Source organism: Phenylobacterium sp. RIFCSPHIGHO2_01_FULL_69_31, from assembly GCF_001824475.1.
Classification (GTDB): domain Bacteria; phylum Pseudomonadota; class Alphaproteobacteria; order Caulobacterales; family Caulobacteraceae; genus Phenylobacterium.
Genome location: NZ_MHXN01000003.1, coordinates 230,868 through 253,416 on the forward strand (window position 1 = coordinate 230,868; position 22,549 = coordinate 253,416).

The window sequence follows — 22,549 nt, forward strand, 5'->3', positions numbered from 1 at the left end:
CGCCATGCAACGCAAGACCTGGAACAGGATCATTCCCACCGTCGCCGCCCTGTCGGCTACGGTCGTCGCGGCCCTGCCCGCTTCCGCCCACGAAGGCCGCCACGAGCAGATGCAGACCCTGCAGGCGCTGCGCCATCTCGTGTCCCAGCCGGACCACCAGATCGCGTTCGCCGCGCTCGTCGGCCTCGCCGCGGCCGCGGGCTGGGGCTGGCGCCGGGCGAAGGCGCGCAAGTGATCCCGGGCGAGGTCATTCCGGCCGACGGCGAGATCGAGCTCAACGCCGGAGCCCCCGCTGTGACTCTGCGCGTGGCCAACACGGGCGACCGGCCGATCCAGGTGGGCAGCCACTACCACTTCTTCGAGACCAACCCGGCCCTCGCCTTCGATCGGGCCGCCGCCCGCGGCATGCGCCTGGACATCCCGGCGGGCACGGCCGTCCGTTTCGAGCCGGGCCAGGCGCGTGAGGTGACCCTCGTGCCGTTCGGCGGCGCGCGCGTCGTCTACGGCTTCCGGCAAGACGTCATGGGCGGACTCTGATGGCCCGGATCCCGCGCGCCGCCTACGCCGACATGTTCGGCCCCACGACGGGTGACCGGGTTCGCCTGGCCGACACCGAGCTGTTCATCGAGGTCGAGCGCGACCTGACCATCTACGGCGAGGAGGTGAAGTTCGGCGGCGGCAAGGTGATCCGCGACGGCATGGGCCAGAGCCAGGCGACCCGGGCCTCGGGCGCCGCCGACACCATCATCACCAACGCCCTGATCGTCGACCACTGGGGAATCGTGAAGGCGGACGTGGGCCTGCGGGACGGGCGCATCCTGGCCGTCGGCAAGGCTGGCAACCCCGACGTCCAGCCTGGCGTGACCATCGTCATCGGTCCCGGCACCGAGGTCATCGCCGGCGAGGGCAAGATCCTGACCGCGGGCGCGATGGACGCCCATATCCACTTCATCTGCCCCCAGCAGATCGAGGAGGCGCTGATGGGCGGCGTCACCACCATGCTGGGCGGCGGCACCGGCCCGGCCACCGGCACCAACGCCACCACCTGCACGCCGGGCGCCTGGCACCTTCAGCGGATGATCGAGGCCGCCGAGGCGTTTCCGATGAACCTCGGCTTCGCGGGCAAGGGCAACGCCAGCCTGCCCGAAGCGTTGGTGGAGCAGTTCGCCGCCGGCGCCTGCGCCCTGAAGCTGCACGAGGACTGGGGCACGACGCCCGCGGCCATCGACTGCTGCCTGTCGGTCTGCGACGACCTCGACGTCCAGTGCATGATCCACACCGACACGCTCAACGAGAGCGGCTTCGTCGAGGACACCATCGCCGCCTTCAAGGGCCGCACGATCCATGCCTTCCACACCGAGGGCGCGGGCGGCGGGCACGCCCCGGACATCCTGAAGGTCGCGGGCCTTCCGAACGTGATTCCGTCGTCCACCAACCCGACCCGGCCCTACACCCGCAACACCCTGGCCGAGCATCTCGACATGCTCATGGTCTGCCACCACCTGGACCCGTCGATCCCGGAAGACGTCGCCTTCGCGGAAAGCCGGATCCGCAAGGAGACCATCGCCGCCGAGGACATCCTGCACGACCTGGGCGCGCTCTCGATCATCTCCTCCGACAGCCAGGCCATGGGCCGGGTGGGCGAAGTCTCGATCCGCACCTGGCAGACGGCGGACAAGATGAAGAAGCAGCGCGGTCCCCTGCCCGGCGACGGCCCGGCCGACAACAACCGGGTGAAGCGCTACATCGCCAAGATCACCATCAACCCGGCCATCGCCCACGGGATGAGCGCCCACATCGGCTCCATCGAGCCGGGCAAGCGGGCGGACCTGGTGCTGTGGAGTCCCGCCTTCTTCGGCGTGAAGCCGGACCTGGTGCTGCTAGGCGGATCCATCGCCGCAGCCCCCATGGGCGACCCCAACGCCTCGATCCCGACGCCCCAGCCCGTGCACTATCGGCCGATGTTCGCCGCCTACGGGCGCAGCGTGACCCGCTCGTCCGTCGTCTTCACCTCCAAGCTGGCCATCGAGAGCGGTCTGCCGGCGAAGCTGGGCCTATGGAAGGAGCTGGTCCCGGTCGAGAACGTCCGCGGCGGCCTCTCCAAGGCCTCGATGCTCCACAATTCCGCGACCCCGGCGATCGACGTCGATCCCGAAACCTACGAGGTCCGCGCCGACGGCGAGCTGCTCACCTGCGAGCCTGCCGAGGTGCTGCCCATGGCCCAGAGGTATTTCCTGTTTTGACCACGATCACCGACATCCTGCCCGCCGGCGCCTGGACGGGAGATCCCACCGACCGGGTCACCCTGGACTACGACGGCCGCCATCGTCGGCGGATCGTGCTGACCGGGGCGTCCGGCGCCGAATACCTGCTGGACCTCGCCGAGGCGACGCACCTCAAGGATGGCGATGGGCTGCAGCTGCCGGGCGGCGGCGTGGTGGCTGTGGTGGCGCGGCCCGAACCGCTTCTGGAAATCACCGCCCATACGCCGGCCGAACTGATCCGCCTCGCCTGGCACATCGGCAACCGGCACCTCGCCGCCCAGGTCTTCGCCGACCGCATCCTGATCCGCCGCGACCACGTGATCGCCCACATGCTCCAGCACCAGGGCGCGCATGTCTGCGAGGTCATGGCGCCGTTCGATCCCGAGGGCGGGGCCTATCATGACCATGGGGCCCACGATCATGCCCACTGAAGCGCGGCTGCTGCGCCTTCTCACCTGGCTGTCGCCGGCCTTTCCCGTCGGCGCGTTCGGCTTCTCGCACGGGCTGGAGACCGCAATCCGCGAGGGCGTCGTCAGCGACGTGCGCTCGCTCACCGGCTGGATCGCCGCCCTGCTGGAGAACGGCTCAGCCTGGACGGATGCGGTCCTGGCCAAGGCCGCCTGGACCGCCGTGACGGCCGAGGACCATGTCGCCCTCGACGAGATCGCCGAACTGGCCGAGGCGATGGCCCCCTCCCTGGAGCGTCGGCGCGAGACCATGGCCCAGGGCGAGGCCTTCCTGACCGCCGTGGCGGCCTGGAGCCCGCCGCCCATCATCCGCGCGCCCTATCCGGTCGCCCTCGGCGCCGCCGCGGGCGCGGCGTGCCTGCCCCTGGAGCCGGCCCTGATGGCCTGGTTGCACGCCTTCGCCGCCAACCTGGTGAGCGTGGCGGTCCGCGCCGTGCCGCTGGGCCAATCCGACGCCCTGCAGGTGATCGCCGCCCTGGAGCCCGTCATCATCCGGGCAGCGGCCCGCGCTGCGGAGTCCACCCTGGACGACCTCGGCTCGGCCACGCTCAATTCCGACATCGCCGCCATGCGGCACGAAACCCTGGACGGAAGGCTGTTCGGCTCATGAGCAACGGCCCCCTGCGCGTCGGCATCGGCGGCCCGGTCGGCTCAGGCAAGACGACCTTGACCGAGAAGCTGTGCAAGGCGATGCGCGACCGCTGGTCCATCGCGGTGGTCACCAACGACATCTACACCCAGGAGGACGCCCAAATCCTCACCCGCCTCCAGGCCCTGCCGGAGGATCGGATCCTCGGGGTGGAGACCGGCGGCTGCCCGCACACGGCGATCCGCGAGGACGCCTCGCTGAACCTGGCGGCCATCGCGGATCTGAACCGCCGTCATCCGGACCTGGACGTGATCTTCATCGAGAGCGGCGGCGACAACCTGGCCGCCACCTTCAGCCCCGATCTCGCGGACCTCACCCTCTACGTCGTCAGCGTCTGCCAGGGCGAGAAGATCCCCCGCAAGGGCGGCCCGGCCATCACCCGCTCCGACCTTCTGATCATCAACAAGACAGACCTGGCCCCGCACGTCGGCGCGGACCTCTTGGTCATGGACCGCGACGCCCGCGCGGCCCGCGGCGAGCGGCCCTATGTGTTCACCGACCTGACCCGCCTTCTGGGGGTCGACGACGTCATAGCCTTCCTCGCCAAGGCCGGGGGGCTGCCGGTCGCCAAGGCGGCCTGACGAGAAGCGCTGCTGCCAGGAAGCTGTCAGCAGGCCTGCGCGAAAGCAGGTCATGACCGACCCCCTGCCCAACCGCCGCACCTTGCTCGCCGCCGGCGCGGCCCTGGCCGCCACGCCGTCGAGAGCCGCAGCCGACGATCACGTCGTCGAATTGCGCCAGTACACCTGCCACCGGGGCGGGCGGGATCGCCTGATCCAGCTTTTCGAGCGCGAGTTCGTCGCACCGCAGGACGCGCTGGGTGCGCATGTGCTCGGGACCTTCCGCGACCGGGACGACCCCGACCGCTTCGTCTGGCTCCGCGGCTTCGAGGATTATGCGGCGCGGCCGGAAGCCCTGACGACCTTCTACCGCGGCCCCGTCTGGAAGGCCCATCGCGAGGCGGCCAACGCCACCATGCTGGATTCCGACAACGTGCTGTTGCTCAAGCCGGTGGACCCGTGGCGCAGGTTGCGGTCCGCCCTGCCGGGCGAAATCCTGGTCTACATCCACTATCTCGACGACGCCCTGGTCGCGCCTTTCGCGGCCTTCTTCGCGGGGACGATGCGGCCGCAGATCGAGGCGGATGGCGGGGAGATCCTGGGAACCTTCGTCAGCGAGACGCGCGCCAACAACTTCCCGCCTCTGCCGGTGCGCGAGCGCGACCGGGTCTTCGTCTGGGCGGCGTATTCGAGGGGCGGTGAAGCCGCTTTTCTGGCCCGCCGCCACGCGCGGACAGGCTGGCGCGAAACGGCGGGCGAGGCGTTGCTCCCGGCGCTGATGCGCAAGCCGGAACGGCTGCGGCTTGCCGCGACGCCCGGCTAGCGAGCCACGGTCCCCATCAGCCGCAGCCGGCTGACGCCCCCGTCGGGATAGATGTTGAGCCGGACGAACCGGATCGGCCCGAGGTCGGCCACCTCGTCCCGGAAGGTGTGGATGTGGTCGGGCTGCAGCTTCACCTCCGGCAACAGCACGGGCCAGCTCTCGGCCTGGGCGGCCAACTCGTGCGGCGCGCCGTGGGCCCGGGCGGTGGCCTGGATGGAGCAGCGGTCGGGATAGTTGCCCTTGAAGTGCGCCGTATCGACGATGACCTCGCCGACCCGGCCGAAGGTCCCGAGTTCCAGGATCGCCCAGTCGTGGCCCGGCTCGCGTCGCCGGCGCGTCTCCCACCCATCGCCCATGTCCACGCCGCGGCCGGGCGCGGTCATGTTCTCGACCCGGCCGAAATGTTCGTCGTTGGCAACGATCCCGCGGCCGCCCCAGGCCATGGCCATCAGGTCGATGACGTCGCCGTCCGCGACCTTGCTCCAGTCGGGATCCACGCGGCCCCAGACCCGCAGCCGCGCGACCCCGCCGTCCGGATAGATGTGCAGCCGCACATGGGTGGCGGAGGTGGCGTGCTCCACCGGGAACCAGGCGCGGTCGTTCCCCTTCAGCTCCAGCCGCCCCGTCGCCTTGACCCAGCCGGCGTCGTCGCCGGGGATCGTCTCGTCCGAGACGCACAGCTCGACCTCCGCGCCGGGCGGGTAGTTGCCGGTGAAGTGGCGCGTGTCGATCTCGAAGCCCGCGACGATGCCGGGCCCGCCCAGCTTGATCACGCACCAGTCGTGGCCGGGCACGCGCTTGCGGCGGCTCTCCCAGCCATCCATCCATTTGCCGTTCTCGTCGTACTTGCCGGGGATGAACACCGGCTCGGTCGGCGCGATCAGCCGCGACTTGTCGGCGAAGAAGTCGTCCGTGGCGTAGACCACCTCCGAGCCCAGGCGGGGCTGGGCGAGATCCACGAACTGGCGGCGAAGGTCATCGAACATGGGCTTGGTCTCTAGATCAGGTCGGCGAGGCGGAAGCCGGCGATCCGGTGGATCTGGGCGATAGCCGTCTCGAACTCGGTTTCCGGGTCGTTGGCGAGGCGGCTCTCGAACGCCGCCAGGATATCGCCGCGCGTCGCCCCCTTCACCGCGAAGATGAAGGGGAAACCGAAGCGGGCGTTGTAGGCGGCGTTCAGACGCTGGAACGCCTCGAACTCCTCCGGGCTGCACTGGTCGAGCCCGGCGCCCGCCTGCTCCTTGACCGAGGCGTCGGCCATCTTCGTGCGGCTGGCCAGTTCCGGGTGGGCGCGGATCAGGGCCAGCTTCCGTTCCCGCGGGGCGGCGTCGACCACCGCCGCCATGGCCTTCGCCAGGCTTTCGCGATCGGCCGGCGGATCCGGCCACACGCCCTCCGCCACCCAGGGCGAGGCCTCGTAGACCGGCCCGAACCGGGCGACGAAATCCTCCTTAGCGCCCATGCGGATGCCGCTCCCGCCAGTGCCTGGCGATCTCTACCCGCCGGCAGAACCAGACGTCCTGGTGACCCAGGGCATAGCGGATGAACCGCTCCAGCCCAGCCATCTTCCCCGGCCGCCCGACGATGCGGCAGTGCAGCCCGATGGACAGCATCTTGGGCCGCTCCTCGCCCTCGGCGTAGAGCACGTCGAAGGCGTCCTTCAGGTAGGAATAGAATTGCTCGCCGGTGTTCAGGCCCGTCCCCGAGAAGCGCATGTCGTTGGCCTCCAGGGTGTACGGCACGATCAGGTGCGGACGCCGCCCCACCTCCGTCCAGAACGGCAGGTCGTCGGAATAGTCGTCGGCGTCGTAGAGGAACCCGCCCTCGGACGCGACCAGCGCCCGCGTATTGGGGCTGGTCCGGCCGGTGTACCAGCCCAGCGGCCGCTCGCCCGTCAGCCGCTTGTGGATGTCGATGGCGCGGAACAGGTGCTCGCGCTCCACCCGCTCGGGCACGTCCTGGTAGTTGATCCAGCGCCACCCGTGGCTGGCTATCTCGTGGCCGGCCTCCAGCATGGCCTCGACCACGGCGGGGTTGCGCTCCATGGCCATGGCCACGCCCAACACCGTCACCGGCGTCTTGTACCGGTCGAACAGCCGCAGCAGCCGCCAGACCCCGGCCCGGCTGCCGTACTCGTAGATCTGCTCCATGCTCATGTGCCGCGCGCCCGGGATGGCGGGCGGATTGATCATGTCGGAAAGGAAGGCCTCGGACGCTGGATCCCCGTGCAGGATGCAGTTCTCGCCGCCCTCCTCGTAGTTCAGCACCATCTGGATCGCGATGCGCGCCCCGCCCGGCCAGTCGGCGTGCGGCGGGTCCTTGCCGTAGCCGATAAGGTCGCGCGGATAACTGGGCTCGGGCATGACTGACCGCTTAGCAGGCTTCGCAGGGGCCGCACCGTCGCAATCCTGCGCCACGGTTGCAATTCCTGGCCTCAGGGCGGATTCTGGGCGGCTGGATTTTCGGAGTCTTCCTTGAGCGGCCTCACCACCCACGTCCTCGACACCATGCACGGCCGCCCGGCGGCGGGCGTCGGTCTGCGTCTGTCTCGGGGCGGGCTGGCGCTGGCGTCGGTGGTGACGAATTCCGACGGGCGCGTGGACCAGCCGCTTCTCGCCGGGGAGGCGCTAACGCCCGGCGCCTATCGGCTTGAGTTCGACGTCGGTGAGTATTTCCGGAGTCTCGGCGTCGCCCTTCCGCGGCCGGCGTTCCTGGAGACCGTGGTCATCGACTTCGGCGTCTCCGAGGCGGGCGCCCACTACCACGTCCCCCTGCTGGTCAGCCCCTTCGCCTACTCCACCTATCGGGGTAGCTGACCATGGGCCGCCCGATCCGATTCCTGCTGGACGGCGAGGTGCGCGAGCTGCCCGCCGACACCGACCCGACCCTGACCGTCCTGAACCTCCTGCGCTACCACCTGCGCCGGACGGGCACGAAAGAAGGCTGCGCCGAGGGCGACTGCGGCGCCTGCACCGTGGTGCTGGGCGAGCTCACCGAGGACCGGGTCCGCTTCCGCGCCGTGAACGCCTGCATCCTCTTCGCGCCCATGCTGGATGGGCGTGCGCTGTTCACGGTGGAGAGCCTGGGCCGCGAGGGCGCGCTGCATCCCGTGCAGCAGGCCCTGGTGGACCACCACGGCAGCCAGTGCGGCTTCTGCACTCCGGGGTTCGTCATGAGCCTCTACGCCGTGCAGCGCGAGGGCGCGCCGACGGACACCGCCAGCCTGAAGGATGCCCTCGCAGGCAACCTCTGCCGCTGCACCGGCTACGGCCCGATCCTGGCTGCGGGGCAGGCCATGGGCGAGGCGCCGGCCACGGACATCGCCACGGCTCTCGAGGCCATCCAGCCGACTGAGGGGCTCGCGCTTGAGTACAAGGGCCGGCGGTACTTCGCGCCGCGTTCGGCCGACGAACTTGCGGCCGTGCTCGCGGCTCATCCCGAGGCCACGATCCTCGCCGGCGGCACCGACGTCGGCCTGTGGGTGACCAAGCAGCAGCGCGTCCTGCCGACCCTCGTCTCGTTGAACGACGCTGCCGACCTCAAAGGGGTCGAAGACCTTGGCGACGCCATCCGGATCGGCGCCGCCGTCCGCTACGTCGACGCCCAACCTGCGCTGACAGCGCTCCATCCCGCGTTCGGCGACCTCATGCGCCGGCTGGGCGGGCTGCAGGTTCGCAATCTCGGCACCGTCTGCGGCAACATCGCCAATGGATCGCCCATCGGTGACATGCCGCCGGCGCTGATCGCGGCGGGCGCCACGCTGGTCCTGCGGCAGGGGGACGCGCGGCGCGAGTTGCCGCTGGAAGCCTTCTTCCTGGCCTACGGCAAGCAGGACCGCCGGCCCGGCGAGTTCGTCGAGGCGGTGATCGTCCCGAAGATTGGCAGGGGTCGGATTTTCAAGATCGCCAAGCTTTCCAAGCGCTTCGACCAGGATATTTCGGCGGTGTGCCTGGGCCTGTCCGTCGGCGTCGAAGCCGGCCAGGTGACCGACGCCCGCATCGCCTTCGGCGGCATGGCGGCGACGCCGAAGCGTGCGGCGGCGTGCGAAGCGGCGCTGGTCGGCAGGCCCTGGACCCGCGAGACCGTGGAGGCCGCCGCCGCCGCCCTCGCGGAGGATTTCACGCCGATCAGCGACATGCGCGCCTCGGCCGGCTACCGACTGGACGCCGCGCAGAACATGGTCCGCCGCGCCTTCCTGGAGAGCGCCGGCGCATCGCGCGTCCCCGACGCCGAGGCGGTGGCGTATGGCTGACAGCGGCGGCGCCACGCGCCAGATCCCGGTCCTCCATGCGCCCATCGGCCACGACAGCGCGCCCCGCCATGTGAGCGGCGAGGCGCTCTATATCGACGACATCCCCGAGCCGCCGGGCCTCCTGCATCTCTATGTCGGCCAGGGCGCCAGGGCCCATGCCCGAGTGACGAAACTCGACCTCGCTGCGGTCCGCGCCGCACCCGGCGTCGTGGCGGTGCTGACGCCTGCCGACGTCCCCGGCAAGAACGACATCAGCCCCTTCGCCGGCGACGACCCGCTGTTCGCGGAGGGCGAGGTCAAGTTCCGGGGCCAAGCGCTGTTCTGCGTGGTCGCCGAGACCCTACCCAAGGCCCGCGCCGCCGCCGCCCTGGCCGTGGTGGAGTACGAGGACCTGCCGGCCCTGCTGACGGCGGACGCCGCCGTGTCGGCCGGCGCCTTCATCGAGCCCACCCAGGCCATCCGCCTGGGCGACGCCCGCGCCGCCATCGCCGCGGCGCCGCATCAACTTTCCGGCCACCTGCAGGTCGGCGGCCAGGAGCACTTCTACCTCGAAGGCCAGGTGGCCCTGGTGGTCCCCGGCGAGGGCCGGGACCTGCACGTCTGGACCTCCACCCAGCATCCCACCGAGACCCAGCACATCCTGGCCCGGGTGCTGGACTGCCCAGACGTGGACATCACCGTGGAGGTCCGCCGCATGGGCGGCGCCTTCGGCGGCAAGGAGACCCAGTCGGTGCAGTGGGCCGCCATGGCCGCCATCGCCGCGAAGCTGACCCGGCGCCCGGCCAAGATCCGCCTCGACCGCGACGACGACATGGTCATGACCGGCAAGCGGCACGACTTCGAGATCGACTGGACCCTCGGTTTCGACGGCGACGGCCGGCTGCACGGGGCCGCCTTCGAATTCGCCTCCCGCTGCGGCTTCTCCGCCGACCTCAGCCACGCGATCAACGACCGGGCGATGTTCCATGCGGACAACGCCTATGCCCTGCAGGCGGCCGAGATCGTCAGCCACCGCGCCCGCACCCACACCGTCTCCAACACCGCCTTCCGCGGTTTCGGCGGGCCGCAGGGGATGATGGCCATCGAGCGGGCGCTGGACGCCGTGGCCCTGTCGCTAGGCAAGGATCCGCTGGATGTGCGCCTGGCCAATCTCTACGGCGTCGTAGGCGACCTGACGCCCTACGGCCAGACGGTCACCGACGCGGTCGCCCACGAGATCATGACCGAGCTGGAAGCCAGTTCGGACTATCGCGCCCGCCGCGCGGCCATCGCGAAATGGAACGCCGCCAACGACCACCTGAAGCGCGGGATCGCCCTGACGCCGGTGAAGTTCGGCATCTCCTTCACCACCACCTATCTGAACCAGGCCGGTGCCCTGGTGCATGTCTACACGGACGGCTCGATCCATCTGAACCATGGCGGGACCGAGATGGGCCAGGGGCTCAACATCAAGGTCGCCCAGGTCGCCGCGGACGCCTTCCAGGTCCCGCTCGCCAGCGTGAAGATCACCTCCACGCGCACCGACAAGGTGCCCAATACCTCTGCCACCGCCGCCTCCTCGGGCAGCGACCTCAACGGCATGGCGGCGCTGGACGCCTGCGAGCAGATCAAGGCCCGTCTCGCCGAATGGGCGATCCGGAACTATGGCCATCCGCCCGTCTACACGGGGGGCGGCGTGCGCCTGGGCGCCGAGCTCTTGAGCTTCCGCGACTTCGTGCACGAAGCCTATGTGGCCCGCGTCTCGCTGTCGGCGGCCGGCTTCTACAAGACGCCGGACATCCACTACGACCGGGTCACCCACAAGGGCCGGCCGTTCTACTACTACGCCTATGGCGCGGCCTGTTCGGAGGTGGTCGTCGACACCCTGACCGGCGAGAACAAGGTCGTCCGCGTCGACATCCTCCACGACGTGGGCCGGTCACTGAACCCGGCCATCGACCTGGGCCAGATCGAGGGCGGCTTCATCCAGGGCATGGGCTGGCTCACCACCGAGGAGTTGGTCTTCGACGACAAGGGCGCCCTGCGCACCCACGCCCCGTCGACCTATAAGATTCCCACCGCCGGCGACCGGCCGGACGCGTTCAACATCGCCATCTGGCGGCCGGGCGAGAACCGCGAGAACACCATTCACCGCTCCAAGGCCGTGGGCGAGCCGCCGCTGATGCTGGCGATCTCCGTCTTCTCGGCGCTCACCGACGCGGTGGCGAGCGTGGCCGGCCACAAGGTGATGCCGAACCTCGACGCCCCCGCCACGCCGGAACGCATTCTGGCCGCCGTGAACGATGTGCGCAGGCGGGCGGCCAATGCCTGATTGGATCGCTGAAGCTGTGGCTTCCGCCCGACGGGGCGAGGCGCTGGCGATGGTGACCATCGTGGGCGCCCAGGGTTCCACGCCGCGCGAGATCGGCGCGCGCATGCTGGTCTGGCCGGACCGTTTCACCGGCACCATCGGCGGCGGCTCCCTCGAACGCCAGGGCTTGGACCAGGCCCGCCGGCTGCTGACCCAGACCGCGCGCCGACACGCCCTGCAGGACTACCCGCTCGGCCCCCTGCTGGGCCAGTGCTGCGGCGGCCATGTGCGGCTGCTGGTCGAGCGCGTGGACGCCGAGAGCCTGCCCTGGCTGGAACCCGCGGCCGACGCCCGGGCCCCCTTCGCCCTCACGGCCCGTTTCGAGGACGGCGGCATGATCCGCGCCATCGAGGCCGAAGCTCCGGCCTCCGACAGCCCGCGCATTCCGATCCCGGAGGTCCGCCGCGTGTCCGAACTGATCCGTCCCACCCTGCCGCGCCTCGTCATCTTCGGCGCGGGCCATGTGGGCCAGGCGGTGGCGCGCGCCTTCGCCCCCCTGCCCTTCCACCTGGACTGGCTGGCCAGCCGCGAGGACCTGCGGCCCGAGGCCAGCGGCACGCGCGCCACCATCCTTAGCGAGGACGAACTGGTGGAGGCGGTGGAGGCCGCGCCGGCCGACACCTTGTTCGCCATGTTCACCCACAGCCACGACCTGGACTACCGCCTGACCCGGGCGGTCCTGGCCCGCGGGGACTTCCGCTACCTCGGCCTGATCGGCTCGCGGACCAAGCGCGCGCGCTTCGAAAGCCGCCTGCGGGCCGATGGCGTCGCCGACGCCGACCTCGCCCGCCTCACCTGCCCCATCGGCATCGCCGAGCTGAAGAGCAAGGCGCCCGCGGTCATCGCCGTGGCCCTGGCGGCCGAGCTACTGAAACTGACCGAAGACCCCGCCGAATGATCGCCGACATCGAAGCCTGGGCGAACCTGGCGATCCGCTGGCTGCACCTGGTCGCCGGCATCGCCTGGATCGGATCGTCCTTCTATTTCATGTGGTTGGACAGCCATCTGAAACCACCGAAGGTCCCGCGCGGCGAGGGCGTGGCCGGCGAGCTGTGGAGCGTCCACTCCGGCGGCTTCTATCACCAGATGAAGTTCATGGTGGCCCCGGCCGACATGCCGGAGGAGCTGCACTGGTTCAAGTGGGAGGCCTACACAACCTGGATCTCGGGCTTCCTGCTGCTCAGCCTGATCTTCTACGTCGGCGCCGACCTCAACCTTATCGACAAGACCAAGGCCGATCTCGCCACCTGGCAGGCGATCCTGCTGGGCCTCGGCAGCCTGGCGGCGGGCTGGCTGGTCTACGACGGCCTCTGCCGCTCGCGGGTCGGCCAGAACCTGAGGTTGTTCGGCGCGGTCTGGTTCCTGGTCCTCACCGCCGCCGCCTACGGCCTGACGCGGGTCTTCTCCGACCTCGGCGCCTTCATGCACGTGGGCGCCATCATCGGCACGGTCATGGCGGCCAACGTCTTCCTGATCATCATCCCGAACCAGCGGAAGGTGGTGGCCCAGGTCCTGGCCGGCCAGGCGCTTGACCCGTCGCTGGGCAAGCAGGCCAAGCAGCGCAGCGTCCACAACAACTACATGACCCTGCCGGTGCTGTTCATCATGATCAGCAACCATTACCCGATGATCTTCGCCGCCCCGCTGAACTGGCTCTGGCTGGCGGGGCTGGGGATCGCCGGCTGGACCATCCGCCACTTCTTCAACCTGAAGAACGCCGGGCGGGTGGAGCCCCAGGTCCTGCTCTATGGCGCCCTGGCGTTCGTGACCGTGGCGGTGCTGAACGAGAGCGCGCGGCCCAAGCCGCCCACCGTGGCGGAGGTCCCCGCCTATGCCACCGTCCGCGCCATCGTCGACAAGCACTGCATCACCTGCCACGCCGCCCATCCGACGCACCGCGGGGTGCCGGTCGCGCCCAACGGTACGATGTTCGATACCGACGCCGGCCTGCAGCAGCACGCCGAGAAGATCTACACCCGCGCGGTCGCCACCCAATCCATGCCACTGGGCAACGAAACCCAAATGACCGAAACCGAACGCGCCCAGCTCGGCGCCTGGATCAAGGCCGGCGCGAAGGTGGGTTCGTGAGGACCATCACCCCCGAGCCCCTGACCGCTGACGCCTTCGCCCCGTTCGGCGATGTGATCGAGGCTTCCGACCGGGCCGAGGTCATGCCGATCAACTACGGCTGGACCACCCGCTTCAACGCCCTGGCGGACGTGGCGGTGGGCGACGGGCACGCCATCCTCAGCATTTTCCGGTCCAAGCCTCTGACGCCGCCGGTGCTGAAGATCTTCGAGCGCCATCCCCTTGGCAGTCAGGCCTTCATGCCGTTGAACGGACGGCCGTTCCTGCTCGCGGTGGCGCCCCCAGGCGAGTTTGATCCCGCCGCCGTGCGGGTCTTCCGCGCCGCCCCCACCCAGGGCGTGAACTACGCCAGGGGGACCTGGCACCACTTCCTGCTGGCCCTGGAAGCCGAGAGCGACTTCCTGGTCGTCGACCGCGAGGGACCCGGCGACAACCTGGACGAGGTCGAACTGGCCGAGGCGGACTGGATCGCCGTCGCCCCATGACCCGCCACGCCTACCGCGCCGCCCTCCTCCACATGCTGGACGACCCCTCGCGCGTCCCGGCGGCGGAGGCGCACGCCTACCATCCCGACGGCCTGCTGGTGGTCGAGGACGGCCATGTGGCGGCGTTCGGCGCCTGGGCGGACCTCGCGCCGAGCCTGCCTGAGGGGACGCCGGTCGAGCACCTGCCGGGCCGGCTGATCACGCCCGGGTTCGTGGACGCCCACGTGCATTATCCGCAGGTGGACGTGATCGCAGCCTGGGGGACACAGCTCCTCGACTGGCTCAACACCCACACCTTCCCCGCCGAACAGGCTTTCGCCGACCGGAGCCATGCGGACGCGGTGGCCCAGGTGTTCCTGGACCAGCTCCTGGCCAACGGGACCACCAGCGCTCTCGCCTTCTGCACCGTCCACAAGACGTCCGCCGAGGCGCTGTTCGCGGCGGCCCTGGACCGCAACATGCGCCTCATCGCCGGCAAGGTGCTGATGGACCGCGCGGCGCCGGCCGGCCTGACCGACACTGTCGACAGCGGCCGCGAGGACACCGAGGCCCTGATCCGCGCCTGGCGGGGCCGCGGCCGGCTGGGCTACGCGGTTACGCCCCGCTTCGCCGTGACCTCCACCGACGCCCAGCTCGCCATGGCCGGCGAGGTGCTGGCCGCCCATCCCGACGTCCTGCTCCACACCCACATGTCCGAGAACCGCGCCGAGATCGCCCGCGTCGGCGAGCTGTTCCCCTGGGCGCGCGACTACCTGGACGTCTACGACCGCTTCGGCCTCGTGGGTCCGCGCTCGGTCTTCGCCCACTGCGTCCACTGTGACGAGGCAGTCATGGGGCGTATGGCCAAGGCGGGCGCCTCGGCCGCCTTCTGCCCCTCCTCCAACCTGCTGCTGGGCAGCGGCCTCTTCAGCCTAAAGCGCGCCTGCGCGTGCGGGCTGCACACGGCGCTGGCCACCGACGTGGGCGGGGGCGGCAGCTTCTCCCTGCTCCACATGATGGGCGAGGCCTACAAGGTCGGCCAGCTTCAGGGCGACAACCTCGATCCGCTCCACGCCTTCTACCTGGGCACGCTGGCGGGCGCCCGGGCGCTGCACATCGACGGACGCGTCGGCAACCTCCTGCCCGGCAAGGAGGCGGACTTCGTGGTCCTGGACCTGGCCGCGACGCCATTGCTGGCTCGTCGCACCGCCCGAACAAGGACCCTGGCCGAGACCCTGTTCGTGCTCGCCGTGCTGGCAGACGACCGCCTGGTCGAGCGCACCTACCTGATGGGCCGGCCGGCGCACCAACGAGGACTTGCGGCGCAGCCTACGGCCTGACGACTATGGCCCCGCTGTTTCCCGGGGGGAGTCCGCTTGCTTCGTTTCGCCGCCATCGTCGCCCTCCTCCTCGCGCCCCTGCCGGCGCTGGCGCAGCCCACGCCGATCCCGATCAAGGTGGTGGTGATCGCCGCGTTTGAGATCGGGGCGGACACGGGCGACAAGCCCGGCGAGTTCCAGCATTGGGTCGAGCGCTACCCGCTGGCCGAGACGGTGAAGATCCCCAGCGTCGAGCGCCCGGCGCGGCTCTCCAAGGACGGCGTCCTGGGAATCACCACGGGCATGTTCGGCCGGGCGCGGGGCTCCATGGCCGCCCTGCTGTCCGACCCGCGCTTCGACTTTTCGCGGAGCTACTTCCTGATGGCCGGCATCGCCGGGGTCGACCCGAAGGCCGGATCGATCGGCAGCGCGGCCTGGTCCGACTGGGTGGTCGACGGCGATCCGGTCTACGAGATCGACGACCGCGAGATCACGCCCGGCTGGCCCTGGGGTCTCTACGCCTTCAACGCCAACAGCCCGGCCGAAAAGGGCAGCGGCGAGGGCGCCAGCGGCATGGCCTGGCGGCTGGACCCGGGGCTGACCCAATGGGCCTACCAGCTGACCCGCGACACGCCCCTGCCGGACGGTCCCAAGCTGGCCGCCGAACGCGCCGGCTTCCGGGCTGAGCCCACGGCCCAGAAGCCGCCCCACGTCTTCGTGGGCGCCAGCCTGGCCACGGTACGCTTCTGGCATGGCCCCCGCCGGACCCAATGGGCGCGCGAATGGGTCCGGCTGCAGACCGACGGCGCCGGCGTCTTCGCCATGAGCGACGGCGAGGACCAGGCTGTGCTCGACACCCTCGCGCTGTTCGCCCAGGACGGCCGGGTCGACCCGCGCCGGGTGCTCGTGCTGCGCACGGCCAGCAACTACACCTGGCCCGGCGAGGGCAAGCCGATGCGCGTCGAGTTCGCCGACGGCGGGTCGGACGCCGCGTTCGAAGCCGCCTATCGCGTCGGCGCGCCGGTCGTGAAGGCCCTGGTCGCGGGTTGGCCCACGTACGAAACCACCCTTCCGAAGGCCCGGCCGTGAGTTTCCTCGAAAAGACCTTCCAGCTCCGCGAACGCGGAACCAGCGTCCGGACCGAGGTGCTGGCGGGCGCCACCACCTTCCTGACCATGGCCTACATCGTGCTGGTGAACCCCTCGATCCTGGGGACCACCGGGATGCCCGTGGCCGGCGTGGCGGCGGCGACCTGCCTGGCGGCCGGGGTCGGCTGCCTGCTGATGGGCTTCCTGGCCAACTATCCGATCGCGCTGGCCCCCGGCATGGGCCTCAACGCCTACTTCGCCTTCACCGTGGTGGGGGCCATGGGCGTGCCCTGGCAGACCGCGCTGGGGCTCGTCTTCATCTCGGGCGTCCTGTTCATCGTCCTGACGGTGGCCGGGGTCCGCCAGCTCATCGTCAGCGCCATACCGCGGGCCCTGTTCTCGGCGATCGCCGCCGGCATCGGCCTCTTCATCGCCTTCATCGGCCTTCGCGGCTCCGGCCTCGTGGTCGGCAATCCGGCCACCCTCGTCACCCTGGGCGACGTCCATGCGCCAGCCACCCTGTTGGCGCTGCTAGGCCTGGCGATCCTTTCGGTCCTGCTGGTGCTGAAGGTGCGCGGCGCGATCTTCATCGGCATCGTCGCCACGGCCGTCCTCGGCTGGGTCCTGGGCCTCGCCACCTGGGCGCCGCAGCCTTACAGCCTGGACGAGATGACGGGCACGGCCCTGAAGCTCGACATCCCCGCCGCGCTCGGCATCGGCGGCCATGGCTTCGGCCTGGCCCTCCTGGAGATCCTCTTCGTCTTCCTGTTCGTCGACCTGTTCGACAACGTCGGCACCCTCGTCGCGGTGTCCAAGAAGGCCGGGCTGATGCGGCCGGACGGCTCGATCCCGCGCCTGAACCGCATCCTCTTCGCCGACGCCGGCGCGACGGTGGTGGGCTCGCTGGCCGGCACGTCCACCGTCGTCAGCTACATCGAGAGCGCCTCGGGCGTCTCCGCCGGCGGCCGGACGGGCCTGACCGCCGTCGTCACGGGCCTCCTGTTCCTCGCGACCCTGTTCGTCGCGCCCTGGGCCCAGGTGATCCCGGCCGCGGCCACGGCCCCCGCGCTGATCCTCGTCGGCGCCATGATGATGGGGCCCCTCACCGAGATCGACTGGGACGATCCGGTGGTGGCGATCCCCGCCTTCCTCACGCTGGTGACGATCCCGCTCACCTTCTCGATCGCCAACGGCCTGGCCTTCGGCGTCATCGCCTATGCGGTGCTGAAGCTCGCCAGCCGACGCGTCGCGAAAGCCGACTGGCTCCTCTTCGCCCTCGCCGCCCTGTTCATCGCGCGGTTCGTCTACATGGCGGTGGAGGGCTAACGCGCGGCTTCGAACGCCTTCAGCAGGTGCTCGTGCCGCCATTGCTCGCGGGCCTTGTCGCTCTTGGCGACGAACGCGGCGCAGGCGCCCTTGGGCTCGGCGTTCCCGACTTGGCCCCGGCAAGCCGCCACAGGCTTGCGATAGACGTTGGGGTCGCTCCACAGCCCCTCGCCCGCCAGGAAGCTGTAGGCGATGCCATTGCGCGCCGCAGTCTTGAGGTCGGCGTAGGTCGCGCCGGTCTTCACCGCCAGGACGTAGTCCGCCGACAGGTCGCTGCGCAAGATGCCGGCATCATCGGTGGACAGCGCCACCGGCACGCCCCGCTGCCGCAGCCAGGCATAGGGGTGCTCCTCCGGCTTCACGCCCAGGATCTCGCGGTTCGAGATCGGATTGACCTCCACCAGCACGCCCTTGGCCGCCATTTCCGCCGCCAGCGCCTCGGCGCCCGTCTCGTGGGGCAGCGCCACCCCGTGCCCGATGCGCCGCGCCCCCGCCACCCGCACGGCGGCGCCGACGTGGTAGCTGAGGGTCTCGGGCGTGGCGACGTCGAGGCTCAGTTCGCCGGCGTGCAGCGCCACGGGTGTCTTGCGGCCGCGGTCGGTCAACAGCTCCACGATCTTCATGTGGGTGTCGTAGTGGGTCACCGCGTCCTGGCTGTCCTCGGGCGCCACGAGCTGCAGGCCGACCCAGCGCGGGTCGGCGGCCACCGTGGCCACGCCGAGCTGGAGCTGGGCCATGGTCTCCTCGGGCCGACCCTGGCGGATGGCCTGGAAGAGGAAGCGCACGGTCACCCGGCAGCCGGGCCGGGCCTCCGCCGTGCCGCACTTCAGCACCTCGCGGGCGCGGGCCTGCATGGCGTCGGTGTTCGCGATCACCGTGGGAACGAGCCGCTCCAGCCCCGCCTCGCTCAGCGCTGTGCGGGTCGCCGCCGGATCGCCCTTCCACCCGACCCGCGCGCCCAGGCTGCGGGACGGGAAGAACTGCGGCGTCACCATCAGCTCGAGGTAGAAGGTATTCTGCCGCGCGAGGTCGCCCATCACCACCGCCAGGGCGTCGCCCTCGCGGCTGGGCTTCATGCCCATGCGGCCGAAGGACGAGAAGAACTGGTCATGGCCAGAGCGATCCCGAAAGCCGGGGTGGCGGGTGCTGAGGCTGTCCACCACCAACGACCGCAACGCCTCGTCCGCAATGACGGCCGGCGCCGGCTTGGAGTCCGGCCCCGCGCACGACGGCCGGATCGCTAGCTCCCGCATGTCCACGCACAGGCCGTCCTCGGCCGCCCAGTTGAGCAGGGTCTCGCCGTAGATCGCGCCGGACAGGTGGTTGTGAAGCTCGCCGCCCTTGGGGAACGCCTTCATGAAGGCGGTAAGCTCGCCGGCGGTCATCTTGGCCAGGTCCGGCGCCGCGGCGGCGGGCGCGGCCAGGGCCAGGGCGGCGGACACGCCGATCAGGATTCGTTTCATGGGGCACGAAGGCGCCTGACGTCGCCCTCGCGGTCAAGCCACGCCCCGATGCTTACCGCGCGAAGAGAGGCAGGACGTAGGGCGCCACGAAGGCGAACAGGCTGGCCACCAGCCCCGCCAGCAGGATGCGGTAGGCGTAGCCCAGGTAGAGGTACTTCTTGAACGCGAGCACCTTGCCGTTCTGGTAGATGTCGCGCGCGAAAGCCTCGTAGACCGTCCTCGGATCGCCCAGCACGGTGAACAGGCGCTCCAGGAATTCCTCCTCCGGGACCTGGGTGAACGAGCCGAAGAACAGCAGGTTGGCCGGCCCGTCGGGCCGCGGCGGCGTCTTCACCGACGGCAGCACCGCCAGGATCGCCAGGAAGGCCGAGGCGAACGCCGCGCCGCCCAGGATGAACAGGGGCAGCGGCCGGGCCACGTTGTGGATCTGGCTGATCGAGACGGTGAAGATCACGAAGGTGGCGGCCAGCACCATGTTGGCCTTCTGATCGGCCATCTGGCTGAGCTGGTACTGCACCTGCTGGGCGGTGCGCAGCAGGTGGACCCCGTCGACCGCGAAAGTGGGCCGTGGCCCGGCCGCTTGGTCTTGCATCGTATTCCCCCAGAACCCCGGCGATTGGCGCGAGCCCTCGCCTCTATGCCCTGAACCGCCCCTCGAAGGCGAAGCTGGAAACCGGGTTACGCGGACTCGGCGTCTCGCGCGACCTGTAGGGCTCGTCCAGGATCTCCTTGTCGGCCGGCCGGCCGACCGCGATGGCCGCCTCGACGCGATACTGATCTTCGGGGACGTCCAGCACCGCGTAGGACCGCTCGAGATCGAAGCCGGCCATGCCGTGCGCCGCCCATCCGACCTTATGCGCCTGCAGCGCGAGATAGGCCCAGGCCGCGCCCGCGTCGAAGGAATGGCTGTGGACCGGGGCCGGCTCTCGCCCCTCGACCCGCCGGAACCGGTCCGAGACCACGTACATCAGCACCGAGGCGTGCTTCACCCAGGCCTGGTTGTAGGGGATCAGCAGGTCGAACAGCCGGTCCCACTCCGCCGTGCCCTTGTGGCCATAGACGAACCGCCACGGCTGGCCGTTGTAGGCGCTGGGCGCCCAGCGCGCGGCCTCGAACAGGCTCATCAACAGCGCGTCCGGCATCGGCTCGCCGGTGAAGGCGCGCGGCGACCAACGCTCCAGGAACATCGGATCGACGTCGTGGTCCGCCGACCGCCCGTTGGCCTCGGGGCCCGCCACCTACGCCTTCCCGATGTGGGCGATGGAGGCGATCTCGACCAGGAAGTCGGGCCGCACCAGACCGCACTGGATGCAGAACCGCGCCGGCTTCTCGCCGGGGAAGTACTCGGCATAGACCTTGTTGATGGCCGCGTAATCCGCCCAGTCCTTCAGGAAGATGTGGTTCATGGTCACGTCGTCCATGGTCCCGCCCGCGGTCTCGATGACGGACTTGATGGTCTCCAGCACCTGGCGCGTCTGCGCCGCCGCATCGCCGACGTGGGCGACGTTGTTGTCCTTGTCGAAGGCCAGGGTCCCGGAGACGTAGACCACGCCGTCGGCCAGCGTGCCGGGCGAGAAGGGCGCGATGGGCGTGCCGGTCCCCGGCGGGGTGATGACGGTCTTGGGCATCTGTCTTCCTCTTAGGTTCGGGGCGGGGTCTGGCCGATGGCCCCGCAGAAGTCGGCGGTGTTCGACACCCAGCCGAAGAATTTCTCGACGTTGTAGACCGTGGCCTCCTGCAGGAAGGCGGGGCCGGCCTGATGGGTCGCGTCCTCCAGCAGCACGCCGAAGTACTCCCGGTGATAGCCGTCGCGCAGCGTGCTTTCCACGCAGACGTTGGTGGCGATACCGCAGAAGGCCAGGCTGCGGATGCCGCGGGCCCGCAGCATCGAGTCCAGGGCGGTGTTGTAGAAGGCCGAGTAGCGCGGCTTCTCGATCACGATGTCGCCGGCCTGCGGCTGCAGGCGGTCGACCAGGGCGTAGTCCCAGGTCCCCTTGGCCAGCAGCTTGCCCTCGAGTTCGGGCCGCTCGCGCATGGTCTTGAGCGCGTTCGACTTCCACCAGTTGGGCGAACCCGGCCCGCCCGCCTCGACGTAGCCCGCGTCCCAGCCGTTCTGGAAGAACACCACCTGCACCCCGGCCTTGCGCGCGGTCTCGACCAGCACCGCGATCCGGTCGATCACCGCCGCTGCGCCGCCGATGTCGAACCCGGCGATGTCGAGATAGCCGCCCTGCGAGGCATAGGCGTTCTGCATGTCCACCACGATCAGCGCGGTGGCCTGCGGATCGATGGGCAGGTTCTCGGGCCGCGCCGGCAGGGTGACCGCGCCGTCTACGGGGATGGTCGGCCTAGGCTGCGACATGCTTGCGGCTCTTCATCCGCGGCTGGATCTTCGTGCCGAAGTCCTCGACGCCCTGCACGAAGTCGTCGAACACCAGGAGCACGCCGGCAGTCCCCGGCACCTCGGCCACCTCGTCCAGCATCCGGGCGACGCTCTCGTACGAGCCGACAAGCGTGCCCATGTTCAGGTTCACCGCCGACTCCGGCGCGGCGAGCTGGGTGGTGTTGGTGTTGGTCGTGCCGCCCGCCGCGGCGTTGGGCGCGGCCTGGTTGGTCAGCCAGGCCAGGGCCTCCTGGTCGGCGCCGTCGCGGTAGAGCTGCCACTTGGCCAAGGCGGCCTCGTCCGTCTCGTCGGCGATGATCATGAAGAGGATGTAGGCGGCGACGTCGCGGCCGGTCTTCGCTTTCGCCGCCTCCAGCCGCTTGTTCACCGAGGCGAAGGCCGTAGGCGTGTTCGTCCCCTTGCCCAGGGCGAAGCTGTAGTCCGCATACTCCGCGGTGAAAGCCAGGCCCTCGTCGGACGAGCCGGCGCAGATGATCTTCACGCCGGGCGTCGGCTTCGGGCTGACCCGGCAGTCGTTCATGGTCAGGTACTTGCCCTTGAAGTCCGAGACGCCGGTCTCCATCAGGCCCTTCAGCACCGTCGCGTACTCGGCGAGGTAGTTGTAGCGGTCCGAATAGTGGCTCTCGCCGGGCCACAGCCCCATCTGGTCGTACTCGGCCTTCTGCCAGCCGGTGACCAGGTTGATCCCGAAGCGCCCCGGGGCGATGGAATCGATGGTCGAGGCCATGCGCGCCACGATCGCGGGGGGCATGGTCAGCGTCGCAGCCGTCGCGAAGATGTTGATCTTCGAGGTCACAGCCGCGAGCCCCGCCATCAGCGTGAAGCTCTCGAGGTTGTGCTCCCAGAACTCCGTCTTACCGCCGAAGCCCCGCAGCTTGATCATGGAGAGCGCGAAGTCGAAGCCGTAGCCCTCCGCGCTTTGGACGATCCGCTTGTTGAGCTCGAAGCTCGGCATGTACTGCGGCGAGGTCTCCGAGATGAGCCAGCCGTTGTTGCCGATCGGAATGAAGACGCCGATGTCCATGGGCCCCG

25 protein-coding genes are annotated in these 22,549 nt (G+C 70.0%); 16 read left to right on the top strand and 9 right to left on the bottom strand.

Annotated features, from left to right (window positions below; all coding sequences use genetic code 11):
- Nucleotides 1-4 precede the first annotated feature (4 nt).
- The 7 genes from A2790_RS01305 to A2790_RS01335 are packed head-to-tail and all read left to right on the top strand — an operon-like array spanning nt 5 to nt 4,763.
- Entirely contained in the window at nt 5-235 is a 231-nt protein-coding gene (locus A2790_RS01305; protein ID WP_293386903.1) for a hypothetical protein, read from the top strand.
- Complete coding sequence (locus A2790_RS01310) at nt 232-537, top strand: urease subunit beta (protein WP_363080188.1); 306 nt, start codon at nt 232-234, stop codon at nt 535-537. The genes A2790_RS01305 and A2790_RS01310 overlap by 4 nt, the downstream gene beginning before the upstream one ends.
- Nucleotides 537-2,243: an urease subunit alpha gene (gene ureC / locus A2790_RS01315; protein ID WP_293386904.1), complete on the top strand. Its 1,707-nt coding sequence runs from the start codon at nt 537-539 to the stop codon at nt 2,241-2,243. The genes A2790_RS01310 and ureC overlap by 1 nt, the downstream gene beginning before the upstream one ends.
- Entirely contained in the window at nt 2,240-2,695 is a 456-nt protein-coding gene (locus tag A2790_RS01320) for an urease accessory protein UreE (RefSeq protein ID WP_293386905.1), read from the top strand. Before ureC ends, A2790_RS01320 begins: the two co-directional genes overlap by 4 nt.
- Entirely contained in the window at nt 2,664-3,341 is a 678-nt protein-coding gene (locus tag A2790_RS01325; RefSeq protein WP_293386906.1) for an urease accessory protein UreF, read from the top strand. Before A2790_RS01320 ends, A2790_RS01325 begins: the two co-directional genes overlap by 32 nt.
- Entirely contained in the window at nt 3,338-3,961 is a 624-nt protein-coding gene (gene ureG / locus A2790_RS01330; protein WP_293386907.1) for an urease accessory protein UreG, read from the top strand. Before A2790_RS01325 ends, ureG begins: the two co-directional genes overlap by 4 nt.
- A 52-nt stretch (nt 3,962-4,013) precedes the next feature.
- Nucleotides 4,014-4,763 (top strand): NIPSNAP family protein, encoded by a 750-nt coding sequence (locus A2790_RS01335; RefSeq protein WP_293386908.1) that lies wholly within the window; start codon nt 4,014-4,016, stop codon nt 4,761-4,763.
- Here A2790_RS01335 and alc read toward each other — a convergent pair.
- From alc to puuE, 3 genes are read right to left on the bottom strand one after another with little or no spacing between them, the layout of a single operon-like run.
- Complete coding sequence (gene alc, locus A2790_RS01340) at nt 4,760-5,749, bottom strand: allantoicase (RefSeq protein ID WP_293386909.1); 990 nt, start codon at nt 5,747-5,749, stop codon at nt 4,760-4,762. The genes A2790_RS01335 and alc overlap by 4 nt on opposite strands.
- An 11-nt stretch (nt 5,750-5,760) precedes the next feature.
- Nucleotides 5,761-6,225, bottom strand: coding sequence for a 2-oxo-4-hydroxy-4-carboxy-5-ureidoimidazoline decarboxylase (gene uraD, locus A2790_RS01345; RefSeq protein ID WP_293386910.1), 465 nt, complete (start codon nt 6,223-6,225; stop codon nt 5,761-5,763).
- Nucleotides 6,215-7,126, bottom strand: a complete 912-nt coding sequence (gene puuE, locus A2790_RS01350; protein ID WP_293386911.1) for an allantoinase PuuE — start codon at nt 7,124-7,126, stop codon at nt 6,215-6,217. The genes uraD and puuE overlap by 11 nt, the downstream gene beginning before the upstream one ends.
- A gap of 111 nt (nt 7,127-7,237) precedes the next feature.
- Between puuE and uraH the strand changes: the two genes are divergently transcribed.
- Genes uraH through A2790_RS01395 form a run of 9 tightly spaced genes read left to right on the top strand, consistent with a single transcriptional unit; the run spans nt 7,238 to nt 17,650 of the window.
- A complete protein-coding gene (gene uraH / locus A2790_RS01355; protein WP_293386912.1) occupies nt 7,238-7,579 on the top strand; it encodes a hydroxyisourate hydrolase in 342 nt (113 codons plus the stop codon).
- Nucleotides 7,580-7,581: 2 nt separating this feature from the next.
- Nucleotides 7,582-9,015, top strand: a complete 1,434-nt coding sequence (gene xdhA, locus A2790_RS01360; protein WP_293386913.1) for a xanthine dehydrogenase small subunit — start codon at nt 7,582-7,584, stop codon at nt 9,013-9,015.
- Nucleotides 9,008-11,326, top strand: a complete 2,319-nt coding sequence (gene xdhB, locus A2790_RS01365; protein WP_293386914.1) for a xanthine dehydrogenase molybdopterin binding subunit — start codon at nt 9,008-9,010, stop codon at nt 11,324-11,326. The genes xdhA and xdhB overlap by 8 nt, the downstream gene beginning before the upstream one ends.
- A gap of 16 nt (nt 11,327-11,342) precedes the next feature.
- Nucleotides 11,343-12,263 carry a xanthine dehydrogenase accessory protein XdhC gene (gene xdhC, locus A2790_RS01370; RefSeq protein WP_293386915.1) on the top strand — a complete coding sequence of 307 codons (921 nt, stop codon included), beginning with the start codon at nt 11,343-11,345 and terminating at the stop codon, nt 12,261-12,263.
- A complete protein-coding gene (locus A2790_RS01375) occupies nt 12,260-13,453 on the top strand; it encodes a urate hydroxylase PuuD (RefSeq protein WP_293386916.1) in 1,194 nt (397 codons plus the stop codon). Before xdhC ends, A2790_RS01375 begins: the two co-directional genes overlap by 4 nt.
- Complete coding sequence (locus A2790_RS01380; protein WP_293386917.1) at nt 13,450-13,938, top strand: ureidoglycolate lyase; 489 nt, start codon at nt 13,450-13,452, stop codon at nt 13,936-13,938. Before A2790_RS01375 ends, A2790_RS01380 begins: the two co-directional genes overlap by 4 nt.
- Nucleotides 13,935-15,257, top strand: a complete 1,323-nt coding sequence (gene guaD, locus A2790_RS01385) for a guanine deaminase (RefSeq protein ID WP_293386918.1) — start codon at nt 13,935-13,937, stop codon at nt 15,255-15,257. Before A2790_RS01380 ends, guaD begins: the two co-directional genes overlap by 4 nt.
- Before the next feature lie 36 nt (nt 15,258-15,293).
- Nucleotides 15,294-16,325: a purine nucleoside permease gene (locus A2790_RS01390; protein WP_293386919.1), complete on the top strand. Its 1,032-nt coding sequence runs from the start codon at nt 15,294-15,296 to the stop codon at nt 16,323-16,325.
- On the top strand, nt 16,322-17,650 hold the full coding sequence (locus A2790_RS01395) for an NCS2 family permease (protein ID WP_293386920.1): 1,329 nt from the start codon (nt 16,322-16,324) through the stop codon (nt 17,648-17,650). The genes A2790_RS01390 and A2790_RS01395 overlap by 4 nt, the downstream gene beginning before the upstream one ends.
- Here A2790_RS01395 and A2790_RS01400 read toward each other — a convergent pair.
- The 6 genes from A2790_RS01400 to rutA are packed head-to-tail and all read right to left on the bottom strand — an operon-like array spanning nt 17,647 to nt 22,541.
- A complete protein-coding gene (locus A2790_RS01400; RefSeq protein WP_293386921.1) occupies nt 17,647-19,113 on the bottom strand; it encodes an adenosine deaminase in 1,467 nt (488 codons plus the stop codon). The genes A2790_RS01395 and A2790_RS01400 overlap by 4 nt on opposite strands.
- Nucleotides 19,114-19,165: 52 nt before the next feature.
- Nucleotides 19,166-19,705, bottom strand: a complete 540-nt coding sequence (locus A2790_RS01405; RefSeq protein ID WP_293386922.1) for a Pycsar system effector family protein — start codon at nt 19,703-19,705, stop codon at nt 19,166-19,168.
- 43 nt (nt 19,706-19,748) lie between these two features.
- Complete coding sequence (locus A2790_RS01410) at nt 19,749-20,351, bottom strand: nitroreductase family protein (RefSeq protein ID WP_293386923.1); 603 nt, start codon at nt 20,349-20,351, stop codon at nt 19,749-19,751.
- On the bottom strand, nt 20,352-20,741 hold the full coding sequence (rutC, locus tag A2790_RS01415) for a pyrimidine utilization protein C (RefSeq protein ID WP_293386924.1): 390 nt from the start codon (nt 20,739-20,741) through the stop codon (nt 20,352-20,354).
- An 11-nt stretch (nt 20,742-20,752) separates the two neighbouring features.
- Nucleotides 20,753-21,475 carry a pyrimidine utilization protein B gene (rutB, locus tag A2790_RS01420; RefSeq protein ID WP_293386925.1) on the bottom strand — a complete coding sequence of 241 codons (723 nt, stop codon included), beginning with the start codon at nt 21,473-21,475 and terminating at the stop codon, nt 20,753-20,755.
- On the bottom strand, nt 21,462-22,541 hold the full coding sequence (rutA, locus tag A2790_RS01425; protein ID WP_293386926.1) for a pyrimidine utilization protein A: 1,080 nt from the start codon (nt 22,539-22,541) through the stop codon (nt 21,462-21,464). The genes rutB and rutA overlap by 14 nt, the downstream gene beginning before the upstream one ends.
- Nucleotides 22,542-22,549 lie beyond the last annotated feature (8 nt).

Bases quoted from the DNA above. Each gene is read 5' to 3' on its own strand.
- A2790_RS01305 (WP_293386903.1), top strand. From the start codon at position 5: ATGCAACGCAAGACCTGGAACAGGATCATTCCCACCGTCGCCGCCCTG.
- ureC (WP_293386904.1), top strand. From the start codon at position 537: ATGGCCCGGATCCCGCGCGCCGCCTACGCCGACATGTTCGGCCCCACG.
- A2790_RS01325 (WP_293386906.1), top strand. From the start codon at position 2,664: ATGACCATGGGGCCCACGATCATGCCCACTGAAGCGCGGCTGCTGCGC.
- ureG (WP_293386907.1), top strand. From the start codon at position 3,338: ATGAGCAACGGCCCCCTGCGCGTCGGCATCGGCGGCCCGGTCGGCTCA.
- A2790_RS01335 (WP_293386908.1), top strand. From the start codon at position 4,014: ATGACCGACCCCCTGCCCAACCGCCGCACCTTGCTCGCCGCCGGCGCG.
- alc (WP_293386909.1), bottom strand. From the start codon at position 5,749: ATGTTCGATGACCTTCGCCGCCAGTTCGTGGATCTCGCCCAGCCCCGC.
- uraD (WP_293386910.1), bottom strand. From the start codon at position 6,225: ATGGGCGCTAAGGAGGATTTCGTCGCCCGGTTCGGGCCGGTCTACGAG.
- puuE (WP_293386911.1), bottom strand. From the start codon at position 7,126: ATGCCCGAGCCCAGTTATCCGCGCGACCTTATCGGCTACGGCAAGGAC.
- xdhA (WP_293386913.1), top strand. From the start codon at position 7,582: ATGGGCCGCCCGATCCGATTCCTGCTGGACGGCGAGGTGCGCGAGCTG.
- xdhB (WP_293386914.1), top strand. From the start codon at position 9,008: ATGGCTGACAGCGGCGGCGCCACGCGCCAGATCCCGGTCCTCCATGCG.
- A2790_RS01375 (WP_293386916.1), top strand. From the start codon at position 12,260: ATGATCGCCGACATCGAAGCCTGGGCGAACCTGGCGATCCGCTGGCTG.
- guaD (WP_293386918.1), top strand. From the start codon at position 13,935: ATGACCCGCCACGCCTACCGCGCCGCCCTCCTCCACATGCTGGACGAC.
- A2790_RS01400 (WP_293386921.1), bottom strand. From the start codon at position 19,113: ATGAAACGAATCCTGATCGGCGTGTCCGCCGCCCTGGCCCTGGCCGCG.
- A2790_RS01405 (WP_293386922.1), bottom strand. From the start codon at position 19,705: ATGCAAGACCAAGCGGCCGGGCCACGGCCCACTTTCGCGGTCGACGGG.
- rutC (WP_293386924.1), bottom strand. From the start codon at position 20,741: ATGCCCAAGACCGTCATCACCCCGCCGGGGACCGGCACGCCCATCGCG.
- rutB (WP_293386925.1), bottom strand. From the start codon at position 21,475: ATGTCGCAGCCTAGGCCGACCATCCCCGTAGACGGCGCGGTCACCCTG.
- rutA (WP_293386926.1), bottom strand. From the start codon at position 22,541: ATGGACATCGGCGTCTTCATTCCGATCGGCAACAACGGCTGGCTCATC.